General features: G+C 67.6%; 22 protein-coding genes. 1 reads left to right on the top strand and 21 read right to left on the bottom strand.

Translation table 11 applies throughout. The annotated features are described in order from the left end of the window. Positions 1-19: 19 nt before the first annotated feature. From NX780_RS11880 to flgB, 5 genes are read right to left on the bottom strand one after another with little or no spacing between them, the layout of a single operon-like run. Positions 20-748, bottom strand: coding sequence for a flagellar basal body rod protein FlgF (locus tag NX780_RS11880; RefSeq protein WP_258828074.1), 729 nt, complete (start codon positions 746-748; stop codon positions 20-22). Positions 749-764: 16 nt separating this feature from the next. Next, positions 765-1958, bottom strand: coding sequence for a flagellar hook-basal body complex protein (locus tag NX780_RS11875; protein ID WP_258828073.1), 1194 nt, complete (start codon positions 1956-1958; stop codon positions 765-767). Positions 1959-1969: 11 nt separating this feature from the next. Continuing rightward, the gene (locus NX780_RS11870; RefSeq protein WP_258828072.1) at positions 1970-2662 is read right to left on the bottom strand and encodes a flagellar hook capping FlgD N-terminal domain-containing protein; all 693 of its coding nucleotides are present in this window, start codon (positions 2660-2662) and stop codon (positions 1970-1972) included. 4 nt (positions 2663-2666) lie between these two features. Continuing rightward, positions 2667-3071: a flagellar basal body rod protein FlgC gene (gene flgC / locus NX780_RS11865; RefSeq protein WP_258828071.1), complete on the bottom strand. Its 405-nt coding sequence runs from the start codon at positions 3069-3071 to the stop codon at positions 2667-2669. A 15-nt stretch (positions 3072-3086) separates the two neighbouring features. Then, complete coding sequence (gene flgB / locus NX780_RS11860; RefSeq protein ID WP_258828070.1) at positions 3087-3446, bottom strand: flagellar basal body rod protein FlgB; 360 nt, start codon at positions 3444-3446, stop codon at positions 3087-3089. A gap of 207 nt (positions 3447-3653) precedes the next feature. Between flgB and flgA the strand changes: the two genes are divergently transcribed. After that, a complete protein-coding gene (gene flgA, locus NX780_RS11855) occupies positions 3654-4238 on the top strand; it encodes a flagellar basal body P-ring formation chaperone FlgA (RefSeq protein ID WP_258828069.1) in 585 nt (194 codons plus the stop codon). Here the strand turns inward: flgA and NX780_RS11850 are convergent, their stop codons facing one another. Genes NX780_RS11850 through fliF form a run of 16 tightly spaced genes read right to left on the bottom strand, consistent with a single transcriptional unit; the run spans position 4239 to position 17279 of the window. Beyond that, positions 4239-5000: a glycoside hydrolase family 73 protein gene (locus NX780_RS11850; protein ID WP_258828068.1), complete on the bottom strand. Its 762-nt coding sequence runs from the start codon at positions 4998-5000 to the stop codon at positions 4239-4241. Then, positions 4987-5406 carry a flagellar export chaperone FlgN gene (flgN, locus tag NX780_RS11845; RefSeq protein WP_258828067.1) on the bottom strand — a complete coding sequence of 140 codons (420 nt, stop codon included), beginning with the start codon at positions 5404-5406 and terminating at the stop codon, positions 4987-4989. The genes NX780_RS11850 and flgN overlap by 14 nt, the downstream gene beginning before the upstream one ends. 5 nt (positions 5407-5411) lie before the next feature. Beyond that, positions 5412-5714: a flagellar biosynthesis anti-sigma factor FlgM gene (gene flgM / locus NX780_RS11840; RefSeq protein ID WP_258828066.1), complete on the bottom strand. Its 303-nt coding sequence runs from the start codon at positions 5712-5714 to the stop codon at positions 5412-5414. A 2-nt stretch (positions 5715-5716) separates the two neighbouring features. Beyond that, positions 5717-6658, bottom strand: a complete 942-nt coding sequence (locus tag NX780_RS11835) for a flagellar motor protein MotB (RefSeq protein ID WP_258828065.1) — start codon at positions 6656-6658, stop codon at positions 5717-5719. A 2-nt stretch (positions 6659-6660) separates the two neighbouring features. Next, positions 6661-7572, bottom strand: coding sequence for a flagellar motor stator protein MotA (gene motA / locus NX780_RS11830; protein WP_258828064.1), 912 nt, complete (start codon positions 7570-7572; stop codon positions 6661-6663). 22 nt (positions 7573-7594) lie between these two features. After that, on the bottom strand, positions 7595-8335 hold the full coding sequence (locus tag NX780_RS11825) for a FliA/WhiG family RNA polymerase sigma factor (RefSeq protein WP_258828063.1): 741 nt from the start codon (positions 8333-8335) through the stop codon (positions 7595-7597). Positions 8336-8357: 22 nt separating this feature from the next. After that, positions 8358-8831 carry a flagellar basal body-associated FliL family protein gene (locus NX780_RS11820; RefSeq protein WP_258828062.1) on the bottom strand — a complete coding sequence of 158 codons (474 nt, stop codon included), beginning with the start codon at positions 8829-8831 and terminating at the stop codon, positions 8358-8360. 10 nt (positions 8832-8841) lie between these two features. Continuing rightward, complete coding sequence (locus tag NX780_RS11815; RefSeq protein WP_258828061.1) at positions 8842-9990, bottom strand: flagellar hook-length control protein FliK; 1149 nt, start codon at positions 9988-9990, stop codon at positions 8842-8844. An 8-nt stretch (positions 9991-9998) separates the two neighbouring features. After that, positions 9999-10313 (bottom strand): hypothetical protein, encoded by a 315-nt coding sequence (locus NX780_RS11810; protein WP_258828060.1) that lies wholly within the window; start codon positions 10311-10313, stop codon positions 9999-10001. Then, positions 10306-10695, bottom strand: coding sequence for a flagellar export chaperone FliS (gene fliS, locus NX780_RS11805; RefSeq protein WP_258828059.1), 390 nt, complete (start codon positions 10693-10695; stop codon positions 10306-10308). The genes NX780_RS11810 and fliS overlap by 8 nt, the downstream gene beginning before the upstream one ends. Positions 10696-10712: 17 nt before the next feature. Next, on the bottom strand, positions 10713-12077 hold the full coding sequence (gene fliD / locus NX780_RS11800; protein WP_258828058.1) for a flagellar filament capping protein FliD: 1365 nt from the start codon (positions 12075-12077) through the stop codon (positions 10713-10715). 26 nt (positions 12078-12103) lie between these two features. Further along, positions 12104-12547, bottom strand: coding sequence for a flagellar FliJ family protein (locus tag NX780_RS11795; protein WP_307732793.1), 444 nt, complete (start codon positions 12545-12547; stop codon positions 12104-12106). Continuing rightward, positions 12544-13860, bottom strand: a complete 1317-nt coding sequence (gene fliI / locus NX780_RS11790) for a flagellar protein export ATPase FliI (RefSeq protein WP_370663604.1) — start codon at positions 13858-13860, stop codon at positions 12544-12546. Before fliI ends, NX780_RS11795 begins: the two co-directional genes overlap by 4 nt. After that, the gene (fliH, locus tag NX780_RS11785) at positions 13857-14543 is read right to left on the bottom strand and encodes a flagellar assembly protein FliH (RefSeq protein ID WP_258828057.1); all 687 of its coding nucleotides are present in this window, start codon (positions 14541-14543) and stop codon (positions 13857-13859) included. The genes fliI and fliH overlap by 4 nt, the downstream gene beginning before the upstream one ends. Then, entirely contained in the window at positions 14540-15562 is a 1023-nt protein-coding gene (locus NX780_RS11780; protein WP_258828056.1) for a FliG C-terminal domain-containing protein, read from the bottom strand. Before NX780_RS11780 ends, fliH begins: the two co-directional genes overlap by 4 nt. Then, entirely contained in the window at positions 15546-17279 is a 1734-nt protein-coding gene (gene fliF, locus NX780_RS11775) for a flagellar basal-body MS-ring/collar protein FliF (protein ID WP_258828055.1), read from the bottom strand. Before fliF ends, NX780_RS11780 begins: the two co-directional genes overlap by 17 nt. Positions 17280-17330 lie beyond the last annotated feature (51 nt).

The raw sequence follows: 17330 nt of genomic DNA, 5'->3' as shown, positions 1-17330 counted from the left end.
TATTCCTTAAGTATGTGGCTTATGCGCCGATGAGGCGGTTGCCGGCCTCGTTCATGCTGTCGCTGGCCTTGAACATTTTCATCTGCATCTCGAAGCTGCGGTTCAGGCTCATCACGGCGACCATTTCTTCGATCGCCGACACATTGCTGCCTTCGAGGGCGCGGCCGCGCACGGCGACGTTCGGATCCGCCTCGAGCGGGTTGCCGTCGCGCGAGACGATCAGGCCGGCCTCGTTCTTGGTCAGTTCCACGCCTTCGGCATTCACCAGGCGCAGCTTGTCGATCGGCTGCATCAGGGTGGCGCCTTCGGTCAGCACCGAGATGGTGCCATCTGCGCCGATCTCCACCGCCTGGTGCGGCGGCAGGGTGATCGGGCCGCCTTCGCCCATCAGGGGATGGCCGTTCACCGACAGGGCGCCATTGGCGTCGATGTCGATCGCGCCGGCACGGGTATAGGCTTCGCCCGCGCCGTACTGCACCGCCAGGTAGCCGGCGCCGCTGATGGCGACGTCGAGCGGGCGGCCGGTCTCGCGCACCGCGCCGGCGCGGGTCGAGATGGTATCGGCCTCGGTCTTGGCCAGGTGCATGCTGTCGTAGCCGTAGCCGTTCTGCATGGCCTGGGTGGCGGCCACCTCGAGGTTGGCGCGGAAGCCCGCGGTGTCGGCGTTGGCCAGGTTGTTGGCGTGCACCTGCTGCGAGCGCAAGGTGCGCTCGGCGCCGCTGACTGCCGTGAAGATCAGTTTATCCATGATGGTGAGCCGGGCCTTACAGGGCCTGCATCAGGGCCTGCATCATCTGGTTTTCGGTGGTGATGACCTTCGAGTTCGCCTGGTAGTTGCGCTGCGAGGTCATCAGGCCCACGAGTTCCGAGGTGATGTCGACGTTCGAGCCTTCCAGGGTGCCGGTCGACAGCTTGCCGGCCAGGCCGACGCCCGGGGCGCTGTACAGCGGCGCGCCGGAGGTGTTGTTGGCGACCCAGCTGGTGTCGCTGGTCGGGGCCAGGCTGCCTTCGTCCGGGAAGGTGGCGATGGCCAGGGTGCCGACCACCTGGCGCTGTTCGTTGCTGTACTTGGCGACGACCGAGCCGTCTTCCGCCAGTTCCACGCCGACGAAGCTGCCCGAGGCATAGCCGTTGCTGCGGTTGGTGGTGTTGGTCGATTCGCCGGCCACGTGGGTGGTGCCGTCGTAGGAGATCGTGAAGTTCATCGCGTCCACGCCGCCGGCAGCCGGGATGCTGATGGCCTGGGTCGTGCCAGCCGGCAGTTCGCCCTTGGTATTGAAGGTGAGCGTCCTGACCGGCGTCGTCATCGGGGCAGCGCCGTCGACGGCGTAGTGCACGTTCATGGTGTTGGCGGGAGTGGCGGCCTTGACGAAATACTGCGTCAGGGTGTGCTGGTTGCCGACGGAATCGTAGACCACCGACTGCTTCACGTAGTTGTAGCTCTTGTCGTTGGCCGGGTCGAGCGGGCTGACGGCCGGCGTGGTATAGCCGTGGGACAGGTTACCGACATAATCGATCCTGGTGGTCGCGACGGCCGGGATCTGGCCGGTCGGGATCTTGATGTCGCCCATCACGCCCTGGGCGCCGCCGGCGGACGGGCCGTAGCCCTGCACCATGCGGCCTGCGGTGTCGACCAGATAGCCGTCCTTGTTGGCCGAGAAGATGCCGACGCGGGTGTACTGCATCACGCCCTGGGCGTCGCGGCTGGTGAAGAAGCCGCGGCCCTGGATCATGGCGTCCATGCTGCGGCCGGTATTGATCAGGCCGCCGTTCTGGGCGATGTTCTGGGTCAGCGACGCCACTTCGACGCCGTTGGCGCTATCGCCGGCATAGACCGAGGCGAAGTTGGCGCGGCTGCTCTTGAAGCCGTAGGTGCCGGCGTTGGCGATGTTGTTCGAGACGGCTTCCAGCTGCTCGTTGATGGCCTGGATGCCCGACAGTGCGATATTGAAGCTCATGAAAATTCCTTTCAGTTAGCGGCCAGGGCCTGCGCCTTGCCGTTGAAGCCAGTCACGGCGAATGGGTCGACTTCGCCGATGCCGGCGACCTGCAGCACGACGCCGCCGGAGGCGGCCATGCGCACGCTTTCGAGGCGGGCCGTGACTTCGACCGCCGGTTTGCTGCCGTCGGATGCTTCGGCACGGATGCTGTAGTTGCCCGGCGCCAGACCCAGGGCGTCCGGGTCGATGGTGAAGGGCAGGGCGCCGGCGCCGTGGGAGGGCAGGGCGATGCGGGTTTCCTTGCCGCCGACGTCGGTCAGGACCAGGCTGGTCGCGGTGCTGCTGCCGGATAGCTGGATATTGCCGGAGATCTTGTCGCCGCCCAGGCGCACGCGGCTGGTCTCGACCGAGACGTCGTTGCCGACCTGGGCGCCCATGGCCAGCACCTGGATGCTCTGCAGCACGCTGGCGCTGGCGCTGGTGGTCTTGGCCAGGTTCTCGAGCGCCTCGGTCTGCGAGAGCTGGGAAAGCTGGTTCACGAACTGGCTCGGGTCCGAGGGAGCGAGCGGGTCCTGGTTGCGGATCTGGGCCACCAGCAGCTTGGTGAACATGTCCTTGTTGTCGCTGGTGGCGACGCCGGTGCCATTGGTGGCGACAGCGTCGCTCGATGCGTTCGAGGTCGGGAAGCCGAAAGCGTTGGTGGCGTTGGTCGTGCTTGCCATGGAATCAGCCCTCGCCCAGCTTCAGCAGGGATGCCTGCATGTTCTTGATGCGGCCCATCACCTCGACATTGGTTTCGAAAGCGCGCGAGGCGGCCATCATGTCCGCCATCTCGGCCACTTCGTTGACGTTGGCGTAGTAGACCATGCCGTCGGCGTCCGCCACGGGGTTGTCCGGCTCGTACATCTTGCGCAGCGGCTCGCTCGACTGGACCACGTCCAGCACCTGCACGCGCGCGCCGCCGTCCTCGCCCATGACCGAGGCGAACACCGGCTTGCGTGCGCGGTAGCCCTCGGTTTCCGAGCCGGCCACGGCATTGGCATTGGCCAGGTTGCTGGCGATCGTGTTCAGGCGCACGGTCTGCGCCGCCATCGCCGAGCCGGCGATATTTGAAATGTCTTTGAAGCCCATGGCGTGGTCCTAGAATTATTGGCCGTTGATGGCCTTGGCCAGGCCGCGCAGCTTCATGTTGATGAAGGTGAGGCTGGTCTGGAAGTCGGAAGCGTTCTGCGAGAACGCGGCCTGTTCGACGCCGATCTCGACGGTGTTGCCGTCGGCGCTCGGGTGGAAGGGCACGCGGTACAGCGGGCCGTCGCTGGAGATGGTCGGCTCACCCGCTTCCGCATCGATCTGCTCCTGCAGCGCCGAGGCGAAGTCGATGTCGCGCGCGGTATAACCGGGCGTGCTCTCGTTGGCGATATTGGCAGCCAGCACGCGCGTGCGTTCTGCGCGCAGCTGCAGCGCGTCGGCGTGCAGGCCGAGGGCGTCCTTGAAATTAATCGTCATTCTCGATCCTCTGTCGGTGAACTGCGGATGTTTCGATAAAATGGGTGCTTCTCGACCCTCTATTTAACAATGATTGCTTTCCGTACGGCAACCATCGCCATTGTAACCTGTCTTTTCTGTGCCACAAGCGAGGCCGCTCAACCTATTTCCTTGGCGATAGAACAAGCCGCTCGTGGACAAATCGACAAACAGCTGCTAAGCAGCGGCTTGTCAGAGCCGCAAGTCGAGCTGAATGTGCTCAGTGCGCGTCCGGCGCCGCCCTGTGCCGTGCCGGTCGAGGTCGAGGCCCTCGACACCCGCCAGTTCGCCCGCATGCGCTTCCTGGCCCGCTGTCCCGCGGCCAAAGGCGCGCAGGGCTGGCGCCAGGACTTCGTGGTGCGCGCCCGCGTCTCGGCGGTGGTGGCCGTGGCCGCGGCGCCGATCAGGCCGAACGAGACGATCGGCGACGAACACGTCACCCTCGAGCGCCGCGACGTCACCCTGGTCGGCGACGCGATCGGCGCGCCCGAGCTGGCGGTCGGCCAGACCAGCCGGCGCAGCCTGCGCGCCGGCGAGATCCTGCGTTCCGGCCAGCTCACGGCGCCGCTGATGGTCAAGCGCGGCGACCAGGTGCAGATGGTGGCGCGCATCGAGGGCATCGAAGTCAGCATGGCCGGCGAGGCGCTGGATGCCGGCGCGAACGGCGCCGTGGTGCGGGTGCGGAACGCGACGAGCGGGCAGGTGGTGCGCATGCGCGTGGCCGGCGCCGGCACGGTCGAACCGCTCGACCTGCCGCAGCCGAACCGCCGCTGATTAGTTGTCGGAACCCTGCAGCCTGGTGGCCAGCTTCGCCAGCTTGCTGGCGTAGGCCGGGTCGGTGGCATAGCCGCCGCGCGCCAGGCCGCGTGCGAATGCCTGGGCATCGCTGCCCACGTTCAGGGCGCCCTTGTAGCGCGGGTTCTCGATCAGCATCTGGGCGTAGTCGCGGAAGGCCGCGCCCGCATCCGGGTAGGAACGGAAGCGCTCGCGCGTCTTGATCGCGGCGCCGCCCACGTATTCCGTGGTCGCCGATTCGTTCACGGCGCCTTCCCAGCGCGAGCCGGCCTTGATGCCGAACAGGTTGTGGCTGCTGGCGCCGCTGCCGTTCTTCAGGGGCTGCTTTCCCCACCCCGACTCCAGGGCGGCGTGGGCGGACACCAGTTCCGGCGCCACGCCGAGCTGCGCGGCGGCTTCCTGGGCGAAAGGCGCAATGCTCTCCAGGAAGGCCTGTTGTTCCGGCGTGGTGGCGCCGCCGCCGCCCATTCCGGCTGCCGGGTCGACCTCGGTCTCGCCGCTGATCAAACCGTTGGCGCGCGCGCGCCACATCGCGCCTTCGGCGCTCAAGGCCGCGGCGCCGCTGCCGGCGTCGCCGTCGCCGTTCTGGATATAGGCGGCGACCTCTCCCTGCACTTCGCTCAGCATGCTGCCGAAACCGCTGCCGAAACCGCTGCCGCCGCCGATGGCCGCGGTAGGCCGCGTCGCGGCGGTCGGCGCGGTGGGCGCCATGGAGGGCATGGTGAAGTCAGCGTGGCGCATAGATGCCATCCTCTCCGTGCAGCACGCGCTGCATCACGGTGTACTGTTCGGCCAGCAGGCTGCCGTTGCGGGTGGTCGCTTCCTTGCAGGCCTGGACGGTGCGCTCCAGGTCGGACCAGGCCGCGCTGAAGGCGGCCTGGGCCTGGCCCGTCAGGGTTCCGATGTACTGGGTCATGGTGCCGCTGTTGCCCAGCAGGGCGCGCACCAGCGAGACGCGCTGCTGGCGCCGCGCTTCCATGGCGTCGAGCAGGGGCGTGAGCAGTTCGGCCAGCTGGGTCAGCTCGCTGCTGCGGTGGCGCAGGGCGGCTTCGAACTGGCGCTCGAGCAGGGCCAGCACTTCGGCGCTGTCGCGCACGTCGGCCTGGACGCCGTCTGCCAATGCCGCCTGCGCTTGCTGGCGGGTCATGCGGCTCATCCTCGGCCTCCGTGGAAGCGCTCGATCAGGCCGGCCAGGCGGCCCGCATCGAAAGGCAGCTCGCCCTTGGCGAGCAGCTCGCGCAGCTCGGCCACGCGGCCGGCATCGAAGTCCGGCATCGCGGCCAGGGCCCTGGCGGCCGGCTGCAGCACTTCGGATTGCAGGGCGGGCGCGGTGCTTGCCGCCGCGGCGGGTGCCTGGACCGTGACGGTCTGGGCGCCGATGCTCACGGTCGAGACTGGTGCGGATGCGCCGGAGATCTTCATGCGGGTACCTCGGGATTTCGATTGAACGGTCATGATTAGTTCGGCAATTGGCCACGCAGCTTGTCGAGTTCGTCCGCGTCAGGCATGCCGACGGAAGTTTCCTTGCCGGGCGGTGGGGCGGAGCCGGGCTTGCCGAACATGCCCGCCACCGCGCGCGACTGCTTGGTCGTCAGGATCAGGAGCTCGATGCGGCGGTTCACGCCCGCCAGCGGCTCGTTCGCGTCGATCGGTGCGCGTTCCGCCATGCCGACCACTTGCAGCACGGTCTCGCCGCGCATGCCGCCGCCCAGCAGCTCGGCGCGGGCGGACAGCGCGCGGTCGGTCGACAGCGCCCAGTTCGAGTAGCCGCCCTTGTCGGAGCCGGCGAAACGGGAGGAGTCGGTGTGGCCGACGATCAGCATCTGGTTTTCCATCTGGGCGAACAGCGGTCCCATCTTGCGCAGCAGTTTCACGAAGCGGCCGGTGGGCAGGGCGCTGCCGCGCATGAACATGCCCTGGCGGTCGGTATCGTGCAGCATCACGCGCAGGCCGTATGGCGTGATCACCGTGTCCAGGTTGGCGGCAAGGCCGGCCTCCTGGCTCATTTCGCCCAGCGCTTTCGACAGCGCCGTCAGTTCGGACGGCGACTCGTAGGCCACCCGCGGCTGGCTCGGCGCGCCCGGATCGTTGCTGCCCTTGCCGCCGGCAGTCGGCAGCTGGAAGCGCTCGATCATGCTGCCGCTCGGCTCGGCCGCGATAGCCGGCTTGTGGCCCATCCCCTCGAGCATACCGCTGTCGGTCGCGTCGCGCACGATTTTCTTGAGGTTCTGTTGTTCTCGTGAGGCAATCAGCCACAAAACGAGAAAGAGTGCCATCAAAGCGAGGCAGAAGTCGGCGAAGGCGACCTTCCAGGCGCCGCCGTGCTCGTCATGCGCGTGCTTGCCGCCGCCGCGCTTGACGATGGTTGCTTCGTGGTGCTTGTCTTTAGGATTCGACACGATCAACCCGCCATGCGGTCAGTGCCGCGACGCCGCTTGTTCTGCGATTCGTCTTCGCCGCCCATGGCATTGATCCACTGTTCCAGCTGGGCGAAGCTCGGTTTGGTGTTCAATTGAATCAAGCGGCGCCCGGCGTCGATCGCCAGCAGGGCAGGCTTGCCGGCTACGTGGGTGCACAGCACCACCTTCACGGTTTCCATGGTCGAGGCTTCGGAATTGACCGACTGCTTCATCAGGTTGGCCAGCGGTTCCAGCAGGCCGTAGCAGAAGAAGATGCCGATGAAGGTGCCGACCATGGCCGCGCCGATCTTCTCGGCGATCTCGCCCGAGTCCGCCCCGCCCGAGACCGAGAACATGGCCATCACGATGCCCAGCACCGCGGCCAGGATGCCGAAGCCCGGCATCGCTTCCGCGATCTTCTGCAGCGACTTCGCCGGTTGGGTCAGTTCTTCGTGGATGGCTTCCAGTTCCTGCTCCAGCACGCCTTCCAGCTCGTGGGCGTTGATCTTGCCCATGGCCATGAGGCGGAAGTTGTCGACGATGAAAGCCAGCAGCTTGGGCTCGTCCAGGATGCGCGGGTAGCGCTGGAACATCGGGCTTTCCGACGGCGCTTCGACGTGGGCGTCCAGGGCCTTCAGGCCGCCGGCGGCGGTCTGCAGCAGTTCGTACATCAGGAGCAGCAGCTGGCGCTGGAATTCCGAGTCGTGTTTCTTGCGCGCTGCGACTTTCTTGAGCTGGTGGGCCATCTCGCCCAGCACGTGCTTGGGGTTGCCCAGCACCAGGGCGCCGACCGCGGCGCCACCGATGATCAGGAGCTCGGTCGGGTGGAAGATCGCGGAAAAAGTGCCGCCCATCAGGGTGAAGCCCCCGAAGACGCACCCGAGCACGATGGCGATACCGAGTAATTGCTGCATGACGTAAGCCTCTCTCTTGATATTAGGTGCGCTGCAGCGCAGCCTTCATTTTTGCCAGCGCGCTTTTATTCAACTGGCAGACGCGTGCGTCGGACAGGTCGAGCACGGCGGCGATTTCCTTGTAGCTCAGCTCGAACTCGTAGATCATCTGGATCACGCGCTGTTCTTTTTCGTTCAGGCTGCCAAGCACCTGTTCCAGGCTGCGCCGCACCAGGAAAGACTCTTCCGGGCTCGGGGCGCTGTGCGCATGGTCGGTCGCTTCCTGCAGCACCTCGTCGAAGCTGAGCATCTCTTCGGCGCAGTCGTCCAGCACGTGCTGGCGGAATTCCTCGGCCGTCACGCCCAGGGCGGCGGCGGCTTCTTTCTCGGTCGGCTCGCGGCCCAGCTTGCGGGTCAGCGCGCGCAGTTCGTCGCGCACGCGGTGGCTGTCCTGGCGCACCGTGCGCGGACGCCAGTCCTGGCGCCGCAGCTCGTCGAGGATGGCGCCGCGCACCCGCAGGCTGGCGTAGCTGCCGAAGCCGTTGTCGGGGGTGCCGTAGCGGCGCAGCGCTTCGAGCAGGCCCATCAGGCCGATCTGCTCCATGTCCTCGCGCGATACGGCGCCGGACACCTGCGAGTTCAGCTGGCGCACGATGCGCTTGACCAGCGGCGCATAGGCCACCAGGTGACGCTGCTCCTCGCCGGGGGTCATGCCCGCGTTGGCGGGCGCTTCCCCATACAGGGTGCCGGCGCTCGAATCGGCGTAATCGGCTAGATAGGCCACGAAGGTCTCCGCGTGCGTGTGATTACTCGATGATCAGCTTGCCGATCATGACTTCGGAAAACGGCTTGATGTGGTTTTCCTTGGCATAGTTGGCATCGAAGGTCTTGTTCAGCGTGGCAGCGAACTGGTCCACCGTCATCGCGTTCGCTTCGGCGAGCGAGAGCGGCGACAGCGAGGACAGCACGATGCTGCGCAGCAGCGGCAGGTGTTCCTTGGCTTCCTTTTCCTGCTCGGCCGTGGTGGCCAGCACCAGGTCCACCGACAGGTAATGGGCCGCGGCCTCGTTCGGCGCGCGGCGCAGCATCACGATCACCTTGTCGAGGGTGACGTACTTGGTCGGCTTCTTTTCCGCTTCGGCCTTCTTCGGCGCCTCGGCGTCGGCCGTGCCGGCGCCATGCTGCGCAGGAGCGAGGTACCACATCGCGCCGCCGGCCGCACCGGCGGCGAGGATGGCGACGGCGGCAAAAGCGGCGATGAGTTTGACTTTGCTGTTCATGGTCGACGGGTTATGCGCGTCCGCTCAGCGAGAAAGCGGCGTTGGGTTGATGGGCGTCAAGCAGCGCGGCGCCGGGCTGCTTCTCCTGTTGCTGCTCCTGCTGGCGTCCACGGCCCTGGGCATCGGCGTTGAAACCAGCGCCGGACTGGGCCATGGCCTGGGCGCGCGGCGCCTGGCTCACGTTCACCGAGACGTCGCTGTACTGGCGGCCGGCCAGGTCGTTGCGCAGGTTTTCACTGACCGTGTTCAGCTGGCGCAGCACCTCGCCGTGGGTGGCGGTGATGTTCACTTCCAGGCTGCCGGCGGCGTGGCGGATCGAGATCTCGACCCGGCCCAGCATCGGCGGCTCGAGGCGGATCACGGCCTGCTCGGCGTTCTTGCCGATCTGGAGGTTCAGGCGATCGCCCAGCGCTTCCTGCAGGGTCTGGCGCCATGCCGTCGGCGGACCGGACAGGGTCAAGGTGGAGGACTCGCGCGGCGCTGCGCCAGGCTGGGGAGCGGCGACGCCGAAGGCGCTCGTGTTCGCGGCCTGGACCTGGCTGCCCGCGGTCTCGGCCTGGGCTGGCGCCGGTTGGCTGGCAGCGGCGGCCGTGGCGACAGGCGCTTGCGGGGCTGCGGCGCGCGCAGGCTGAGCGGCTTCGCCCGCCTGCGCCGGCAGGGCGGCCTGCTGCAGCTGCTCGGCCGGAGCGGTCGGGCGGGCCAGCGCGGCCAGCGGCAGCTCGACCGGCGCGGCGGCCGCGGCGGCGACCGGCGCAACGTCGGCCGCGCGCGGCTGCTCCTGCATGCCGGCGCCGGCGCGCACGGCGGCGGGCAAGGCGGCCGGCATCGCCATCATCGACGGCATCAGCGGCATGCTCAATGCGGCGAGCAGGGTCTGGTCCACGACGGCTTCCGGCGCCGCCTCGGGTGCGACAGGCTCCTGGCCGGCAGCGGCAGCTTGCGGCTGTGCTTCGGCCTGCGCCTCGGCGACCTGCGGCGCGGCGGCATCGACTGCCGGGACAGCTGCGTCCAGCTGCAGGAATTGGAGGAAGGCCAGCGGATTGGCGGCCGCCTGGACGCCGGCCAGCGCCGGGTCCAGGGGCAGGCCGTCCGCGGGCGCGGCGGTATTCGCCGCCGGGTCGTTTGACGCGGGCAGGGTGACGCTCATCGCGCTATTCATGGTGATATTCATTGGGTGTTACCGGTTTCGGGTTCGCCTGCGAGGGCATAGGCCATCCAGCCTTCCTTGTTGTCGCGCATGGCGGCCAGTTGCGCCTGCAGCTCGCTGCCGGCCAGAGCGACCCGCGCGGCGGCGCCGTCATGAGCGCCGCGCAGGCGCGCCAGGGCGGCGCGCTCGCCGTCGCTCCAGGCGCAGGTCGTGGCCAGGCGCTGCAGCCGGGGCGCGAGATCGCGCACGGCGCGTCCGAGCAGCTCCCAGTCGCGCTGTGCTGCGGCCTGTTCCAGCTCGCCGGCGAGGCGGTCGATGACGCCGCTCCTATCCATTGCGCTCCTGTACGCCTTTCCAGCCGTCGCGGATGGTGCTCAGGATGCGGATGACTTCATCGACCATGGCGGGTTCCATCTTGATGCCGGCGCCGAGCAGATGCTGGGCGCAGAAATCGTAGATGCGCGCCAGGTTGGCGACGGTCTCGCCGCCCTGCTCGAAGTCCAGGGAGCTGGACAGGCCGTTGATGATCTCGACGCATTTGTCGATACTCGCCGCCTTGGCTTCGAAGCGCCTGGCGGCGATGTGGGCGCGGGCGCGCGCCAGCTCGTCGAGCAGGCCGTCGGTGAGCAACAACACCAGCTCGACCGGCGAGGCGCGCGAGGTCTGGGCGTCGAGGTTGACGGCGTGATACCCGCCGTAGGCTTCTTGGTAGGACATGATTGTCTGGATTCCGTCTAGTCTTTGTCGTTGCTGAACAGAGCGTCGAACAGTGAGCTGTTGCTCGACATCTGACTCTGGATCTCCTGCAGCCGGCTGAACTGCATGAGATAGCGGCGATAGGCCGCGTCGTACTGCTGGTCGATCAGGTCCTGGCGGCTGCTCAGTTCCGTCTGCAGCCTGGAATTGGCTTCCTGGCGGGTCTTGATCTGGCCCTTGATACCGCTGGTCCAGCCCTTCACGTAGGTATCGATGGCGCCGGCGATGCCGGTCGGCGAGCCCGTCGTGGCCTTGCCGATCAGGTTGTCGAGGCCGTTCGGGTCCAGGGCCAGCGCCTTGTTCAGGCGCGTGGTGTCGAGCGACAGCGTGCCCTGGCGATTGGCGATGATGCCGTAGTTGGCCAGGCTGTCGCCGCTGCCCTGGCGCAGAAGGCTGACCAGTCGGTCACGCAGCGAGGCCACGCCGGCATCGCCCGCGAATGCGCCGGCGGCGGTGCCCTTGGACGCATTGGCCGGGGCCAGCATCGCGTCCAGCACACTCTTGAGCTTGTTGTAGGCGTCGATGAAGCCCTGCACGTTGGCGCTGGTCGCACTGGAATCCGGTCCGACGGTCAGCGTGACCGGGGCGGTGGTCACCTTGTTGAAGGTGACGGTCACGCCGTCGATGCCGGTGAACACATTGCTCGACTGGCGGATCTCCGGGCCGGTCGCCGATCCGATCCGGATCACCGCGTCGGATTCCTGCACCAGCACGTTGGCGGTCTTGCCAGTCAGGGAAGAGCCCGTCAGTCCGCTGGCATCGATCGTGACGCCGTTGGTCGCGCCGCTCTGCTTGGCGGTCAGCACCAGTTCGTACTTGCCGGGCGCGGTGGTAATGACCGAGGCGCTCACCAGCGAAGCGTTCTCGCTGTCGGCATTGATGGCGGCGGCGATCTCGCGCGGGGTCAGCGGCGTCGCGCCACCGTCGGTGTTGGCGGCCGCGAGGTCGACGTTGATCGTGGTCCCGCCCACATTCACTTTGAGGATGCCGCTCACGCCGCTGTCCTCGGTGAGGTTGGAGTAGGAAACCTGGCCGGCGGCCGCCAGGCTCTGGACGTAGAAGGCGTAGCTGCCGGCGGCGGCCTTCGCGGTGGCGGTGGCGGTGCCAATGCTGGTGTCACCGAGCACGGCGGACTGCGCGTACAGGGTCTTGTTCGGCGCGGCCATGGAAGCCAGGGCGTTCTGGAAGGTGTTCAGGGCCGAATTCAGGTCGGTGAGCGCCTTCTCGGTCGCATTGGCGCGGGTGCTGCGGGCCTTCAGGACTTCCTGTTGACCGGAGACGTACTTTTCCGCGAGCGCGGTCGCGGTCGATACCGGATCATAAGTGGGGCTGTTGATCGCCATCGTTTCTTCTCCTCGTTACACGGCCTTCAAACGGCCCGTCCCGCCATCCAGGATTGGGTGGCAATGTCGTCCTCGCGCTTGCGCACGATTCGGTCCTGTTCCTTCGACAACGCGCTCTCCTGCTGCTCGAGCACCTTGCCCAGCAGTTCGCGTTTCGTCCAGGCGTCACTCAGCTTGCGCTGCGCCACCGCCATGTTCGCTTCGTGCAGCGCCAGGTCGGTCCGGTGCAGGTCCGCCATCGCCATCACGTTCTGTTTGTACGCGCCGCAGTTCAGCGCCAGCGCCGGGGGCAGAGCCCCGGTCGCGCCGCTGCTTGTCGCCAGCTCGCTAAGCCTCGCCAGGTTGTTCTGGTAGCGCACGCGGGTCGCTTCCTGGCTGGCCAGGTCGGCCTGCAGGCGGTCGACGTCGAGCGAGCGCAGTTGCACCAGGGTGCCGAGGCTGGCGATGGTCTGTTCGCGTTTCATGCTCATGCCATCATCGCTTTCAGTTGTTCGACACAGCCGTCCATCGGCGCCTCTTCACGCGTGCCCTGGCACAGGAAGGCTTCGATGTGCGGATGCAGGCGCACCGCCTTGTCGGTTTCCGGATCCGCGCCCGGCACATAGGCGCCCAGCGGGATCAGGTCGCGCACGCGGGCGTGCTTGGCCAGCGCCGCCTTGAGCTTGCGCGCGGCCAGCTGGTGCTCCTGCGGCACCACCTGCGCCATGCAGCGCGAGATCGACTGGGCCACGTCGATGGCCGGGTAGTGGCCGCGCTCGGCCAGCTCGCGGGTCAGGACGATGTGGCCGTCCAGGATCGCGCGCGCCGAATCGACCACCGGGTCCTGCTGGTCGTCGCCTTCGGCCAGCACGGTGTAGATCGCGCTCATGCTGCCCCTGGCGTTCTCGCCGTTGCCGGCCGATTCCACCAGCTGCGGCAGGTTCGAGAACACCGAGGGCGGATAGCCGCGCGTGGCCGGCGGCTCGCCCAGCGAGAGCGCGACTTCGCGCAGCGCCATCGCATAGCGGGTCAGCGAGTCGCACAGCAGCAGCACGTTCTGGCCGCGGTCGCGGAAGTGGGCCGCGATCGAGTGGCACAGCTCCGTCGCCATCACGCGCATCAGCGGCGATTCGTCGGCCGGCGCCACCACGAGGACGGCGCGCTTCAGGCCTTCCGGGCCGAGCGACTTCTCGACGAATTCGCGCACCTCGCGGTTACGTTCGCCGATCAGGCCGACCACGATCACGTCGGCCACAGTCTGGCGCGTGATCAGGCCCAGCAGCACCGACTTACCGACGCCGGAACCGGCCATCAGGCCGACGCGCTGGCCCTTGCCGATGGTGAGCATCGAATTGATCGCGCGCACGCCCACGTCCAGCGGCTCTTCCACCGGAGCCTTCCTCAGCGGGTTGACCTTGGGCGGCGTGGTCGACAGCGGCTGGTCGCCACCGAGCTTGCCCAGGCCGTCGATCGGCTCGCCCATGCCGTTGACCATGCGGCCCATCCAGGAGGCGCCGATCATCAGCTCGGTCTTTTCCTGTACCGGCAGCACGCGTGCGCCGGTCACCAGGCCCGTCGCCTTCTTGAAAGGCATCAGGTAGGAGACCTTTTCCTTGAAGCCCACCACCTGCGCGTCCAGCCAGCCGCCATCGACGGTCTCGATGCGGCAGCGCTGGCCCGTGTGCAGGCGGCAGCCGACGGACTCGAGCAGCAGGCCCTGGGCGCCGACCAGGCGCCCGGTGGGCAGGGCCACCGGCACCGCGCCGAGTTCGACGGCGCGCAGGCGTTGGGCGATCGCGGTCACTCTTCTTCCTCCTCGTCGCCAAGCAGCTGGTCTCGCACCTGGTCCATCACCGCCGTCAGGCGGCCCTGGCAGCCGGCGTCGACTTCATGATCGCCCGAGCGCACGCGGCACTCGCCCGGCTCGAGCGCCGGGTCGGGCAGCAGGGTCCACTTCTTGGCGCGCTTCGGATCGAGTTCGAGCACGCGGCGCAGTTCTTCCGGATTCAGGAACACTTCGACCTGGTCGCGCGACGGCGGCATCACGGCGAGGGCTTCCTCGACGAGGGCCAGCAGCTGCACCGGCTGCAGCGCGAGTTCGGCGCGGATCACCTGGCGGGCGATCTTGCCGACCAGGTCCACGACTTCCTTGCGCTGCGCGGCGCGCATATCGGTCTTCAGCTTCTTCAGGCTTTTCAGCATGGCGTCGACCGGCTTGGCCAGCTGCTCCAACCCTTCCATTGCCATGGCGCGGCCTTCTTCGACGCCGCGCTGCAGGCCTTCGGACTGGCCGACCGGGAAACCGTCGGCACGGCCCTGGTCGAGGCCGGCCTCGTAGCCTTCGCGCTGGCCCTGGCGATAGCCGTCGGCCAGCGCGGCCTGCCATTCTTCAGGCGAGCCGGCTCCGCCGCCGGTTCCCGTACCCTTGGGCAGGGCGCTCGTGAACTGGTGCAGCGGAGGGAAGTGATAGGGCCGGAACTGCTTCATTCGGCGGTCGCCTCGGCGAACAGGGCGATATCGATCTCGCCGGCGTCGGCCAGTTCCTTGACGGTGGCCATGATCTCGCGGCGGGTCTGCTCGATGCGCGACATCGGCACCGGGCCGGAACGGCGCATGAGGTCTTCGAAGCTTTGGGCCTGGCGTTTCGGCATCGCGCTGAGGATGGCGTCGCGCAGCGCAGGTTCGGCGCCCTTGAGGGCGATCGCCCACTGCTCCATCGGCACTTCGTCGAGCAGGCGGGTGATGACCTGTTCGGTCTGGCGCGACAGGATGAAGAAGTCGTACATCGACATCTCGATCTGCGACACGACTTCCGGATCGTGGGCGCGCAGCAGCTCGACCATGCCGGCACGGTTGTCCTGCAGGCGGTTGAGGATCTCGGCGACCTGGCGCACGCCTTCCACGCTGGCGCTCTGGGTGTCCAGGGCGGCCAGGCAGCGGTTCACCAGTTCTTCCAGCTCGTGCAGCACGTCGCGGTCGATCTCGTCCAGGCGCGCCATGTTCAGCAGCACTAGTTCGCGGCCGTCTTCCGGCAGCGCTTCCAGGATCTGCGAAGCCAGGGCGGGCGGCAGGAAGGCCAGGAACACGGCCTGCATCTGCACGTGCTCGTTCGAGATGAATTCGGCCAGCCACTTGGGCGAGGCGTACTGCAGGCGCGCCATCATCGGACGGATCGCGTCGCCATAGATCGTGTTCAGCACGCTGTTGGCGATGTCGCTGCCCAGCGCCAGGTCGAGCGAGCGCTTGAGGTAGCTGCGCGAGGCGGCGTGCAGGCCGCTTTGCTCGCGGTAGTCGTCGAAGAAGTTCTGGACGGCCGACTTGACCGAGTCGACCTTGATGCCGCTCATGCGCGACATGACCTGGGTCAGCTCCAGCAGCTCTTCGCGCTCGAGGCAGCGCAGCACGGCGGCCGCGCCTTCTTCGCCGATCGAGAGCAGCACGATGGCGGCCTGCTCGACCGGGGTGAGGACGCCGTCGGCGTTGTCCGCGTTATTCAGTTCGGCCATGTTTTTTCTGTACCCATTGTTTGACGACTTCGGCAACGCGCTCAGGCTCTTTGCCGGCCAGGACTTTCAGGTGATCGACCATGACGTCCACGGCCGAACCGGGCGGCGGGAGGTCGTAGTTCTCGAGCAGCGGGACAACCGGCATCGGTTCCGCGGCACCGGCGGTCGCCGGTGCCCCCAGGGCGGCGGGGCTGCCTGCCGGCAGCGCGGCCGGGGAGCCGGCCGGCATGGCGGCTGCGCCACCCGGTGCGCCCGGCAGGGCCGGCGCATTGGGCACCAGCGGCGGCTGCGGCGCCAGGCGCGTGGTCACCGCGCGCAGCAGCGGGCGGACCAGCAGGAAGTAGGCGAGCAGCGCACCGAGAGCATAAATGCCGTAGCTCGTCATGTCGACCACGTTGTCGCGTTCCTGCCACCATTCCTGGGCTACGGGTGCAGCCGGGAAGCTCAGGCTGGAGACGGTCAGCACGTCGCCGCGGTTGGCGTCGATGCCCAGGCCGCCCTTCAGGATCTTCTCGATATTGGCCAGTTCGGCCGGGGTATAGCCGACCTTCGGGTTGGCGGCGACCGCGTTGTTCAGCACCACCGCCACCGACAGCTTCTTGAGGCGGCCGCGCGAGCGCTTGATCTGGGTGATCGCGCGGTCGTAGGCGTACTGGCGGGTGGTGGCGTTCTTGCGCGCGCTGCCGTCGTCGCCTTTGGGAGCACCTGCGGCGGCCGGGTCGGCGCCCGGGGCCGCGGCGGCAGCCGGGTCGGCGGCCTGCGGCGGACGGTTCGACAGGGTGCCCGGCACGCCCAGGGCCATGCGATTGCGCTCCATCTCTTCGCGCATGGCTTCGCTGGTGACCTTCGGGGCTTCGCCGTACTTTTCCTGGGTTTCTTCGATCTTGTCGTTGTCGACGTCGGCGGTGACGGAGAGCTTGAAGTTGTTCGCGCCCAGCACCGGGCCGAGGAGTTCGTTGACGTTCTTGCGCACTTCGTCGGTGTAGCGCTTGGAGGCGCTGTCGCCCTGCACCTGGCCGTCGAAGCCTTCGGACAGGTCGACGCGCGAGGACAGGTAGTTGCCGGCCTGGTCGACCAGCGAGACACGTGCGGGCGCCAGGTTGGCGACGCTGCTCGAGACCATGTTGACGATCGCGGCGATCTGCTCGTTCGACAGCGAGCGGCCCGGCTTGACCGCGACCACGACCGAGGCCGAGGACTGGTCGCCGGCGCCGGCCACGAAGGAGCTCGACTTGGCGATGGCCAGGTGCACGCGCGCCGAGGCGATCGCGTCCATGGTCAGGATGCTCTGCGCCAGTTCGCCTTCCAGACCGCGGCGGAAGCGCACGTCCTGCACGAAGGTCGACACGCCCAGCGGGTCGTTGCGGTCCATCAGCTCCAGGCCGGCCGGCAGCTGGGCAGTCACGCCCTTGGCGGCCAGCAGCATGCGCACCTTGCCCAGGTCGCCGGCCGGGACCATCACCTGGCCGCTCTCCGGATGGACGCGGTAGGGGATGGCTTCGGCTTCGAGCACGCTCATCATGTCGCTGGCGGCGACTTTCTCGCGCGCGCCGAACACCGGCTTGTAGCTGGCCTGGTCCTGCCACAGGTAGAGCATGACCGCGGCCGTGATGGCGACGGCGAGGCCGAGCAGCAGACTGATGTTATTACGCAACGCCGGGGGCAGGCTCGGGAGAGCCAGTTTGTCGCCGACAGCGGTCTTGAGGGTTGAAATCACGGGTTGGTCTCTAGGAAAAGCGTCTCTGCATTAAGAAAGAGCCGGGTCGCC

It is taken from the genome of Massilia agri, from assembly GCF_024753255.1.
Taxonomy (GTDB): domain Bacteria; phylum Pseudomonadota; class Gammaproteobacteria; order Burkholderiales; family Burkholderiaceae_D; genus Telluria; species Telluria agri.
Note: the sequence above shows the minus strand (reverse complement) of the source record. Positions and strands in the feature narration are given on the sequence as shown.

Bases quoted from the DNA above. Each gene is read 5' to 3' on its own strand.
- NX780_RS11880 (WP_258828074.1), bottom strand. From the start codon at position 748: ATGGATAAACTGATCTTCACGGCAGTCAGCGGCGCCGAGCGCACCTTG.
- NX780_RS11875 (WP_258828073.1), bottom strand. From the start codon at position 1,958: ATGAGCTTCAATATCGCACTGTCGGGCATCCAGGCCATCAACGAGCAG.
- NX780_RS11870 (WP_258828072.1), bottom strand. From the start codon at position 2,662: ATGGCAAGCACGACCAACGCCACCAACGCTTTCGGCTTCCCGACCTCG.
- flgC (WP_258828071.1), bottom strand. From the start codon at position 3,071: ATGGGCTTCAAAGACATTTCAAATATCGCCGGCTCGGCGATGGCGGCG.
- flgB (WP_258828070.1), bottom strand. From the start codon at position 3,446: ATGACGATTAATTTCAAGGACGCCCTCGGCCTGCACGCCGACGCGCTG.
- NX780_RS11850 (WP_258828068.1), bottom strand. From the start codon at position 5,000: ATGCGCCACGCTGACTTCACCATGCCCTCCATGGCGCCCACCGCGCCG.
- flgN (WP_258828067.1), bottom strand. From the start codon at position 5,406: ATGACCCGCCAGCAAGCGCAGGCGGCATTGGCAGACGGCGTCCAGGCC.
- flgM (WP_258828066.1), bottom strand. From the start codon at position 5,714: ATGACCGTTCAATCGAAATCCCGAGGTACCCGCATGAAGATCTCCGGC.
- motA (WP_258828064.1), bottom strand. From the start codon at position 7,572: ATGCAGCAATTACTCGGTATCGCCATCGTGCTCGGGTGCGTCTTCGGG.
- NX780_RS11820 (WP_258828062.1), bottom strand. From the start codon at position 8,831: ATGAACAGCAAAGTCAAACTCATCGCCGCTTTTGCCGCCGTCGCCATC.
- NX780_RS11815 (WP_258828061.1), bottom strand. From the start codon at position 9,990: ATGAATAGCGCGATGAGCGTCACCCTGCCCGCGTCAAACGACCCGGCG.
- NX780_RS11810 (WP_258828060.1), bottom strand. From the start codon at position 10,313: ATGGATAGGAGCGGCGTCATCGACCGCCTCGCCGGCGAGCTGGAACAG.
- fliS (WP_258828059.1), bottom strand. From the start codon at position 10,695: ATGTCCTACCAAGAAGCCTACGGCGGGTATCACGCCGTCAACCTCGAC.
- fliD (WP_258828058.1), bottom strand. From the start codon at position 12,077: ATGGCGATCAACAGCCCCACTTATGATCCGGTATCGACCGCGACCGCG.
- NX780_RS11795 (WP_307732793.1), bottom strand. From the start codon at position 12,547: ATGAGCATGAAACGCGAACAGACCATCGCCAGCCTCGGCACCCTGGTG.
- fliH (WP_258828057.1), bottom strand. From the start codon at position 14,543: ATGAAGCAGTTCCGGCCCTATCACTTCCCTCCGCTGCACCAGTTCACG.
- NX780_RS11780 (WP_258828056.1), bottom strand. From the start codon at position 15,562: ATGGCCGAACTGAATAACGCGGACAACGCCGACGGCGTCCTCACCCCG.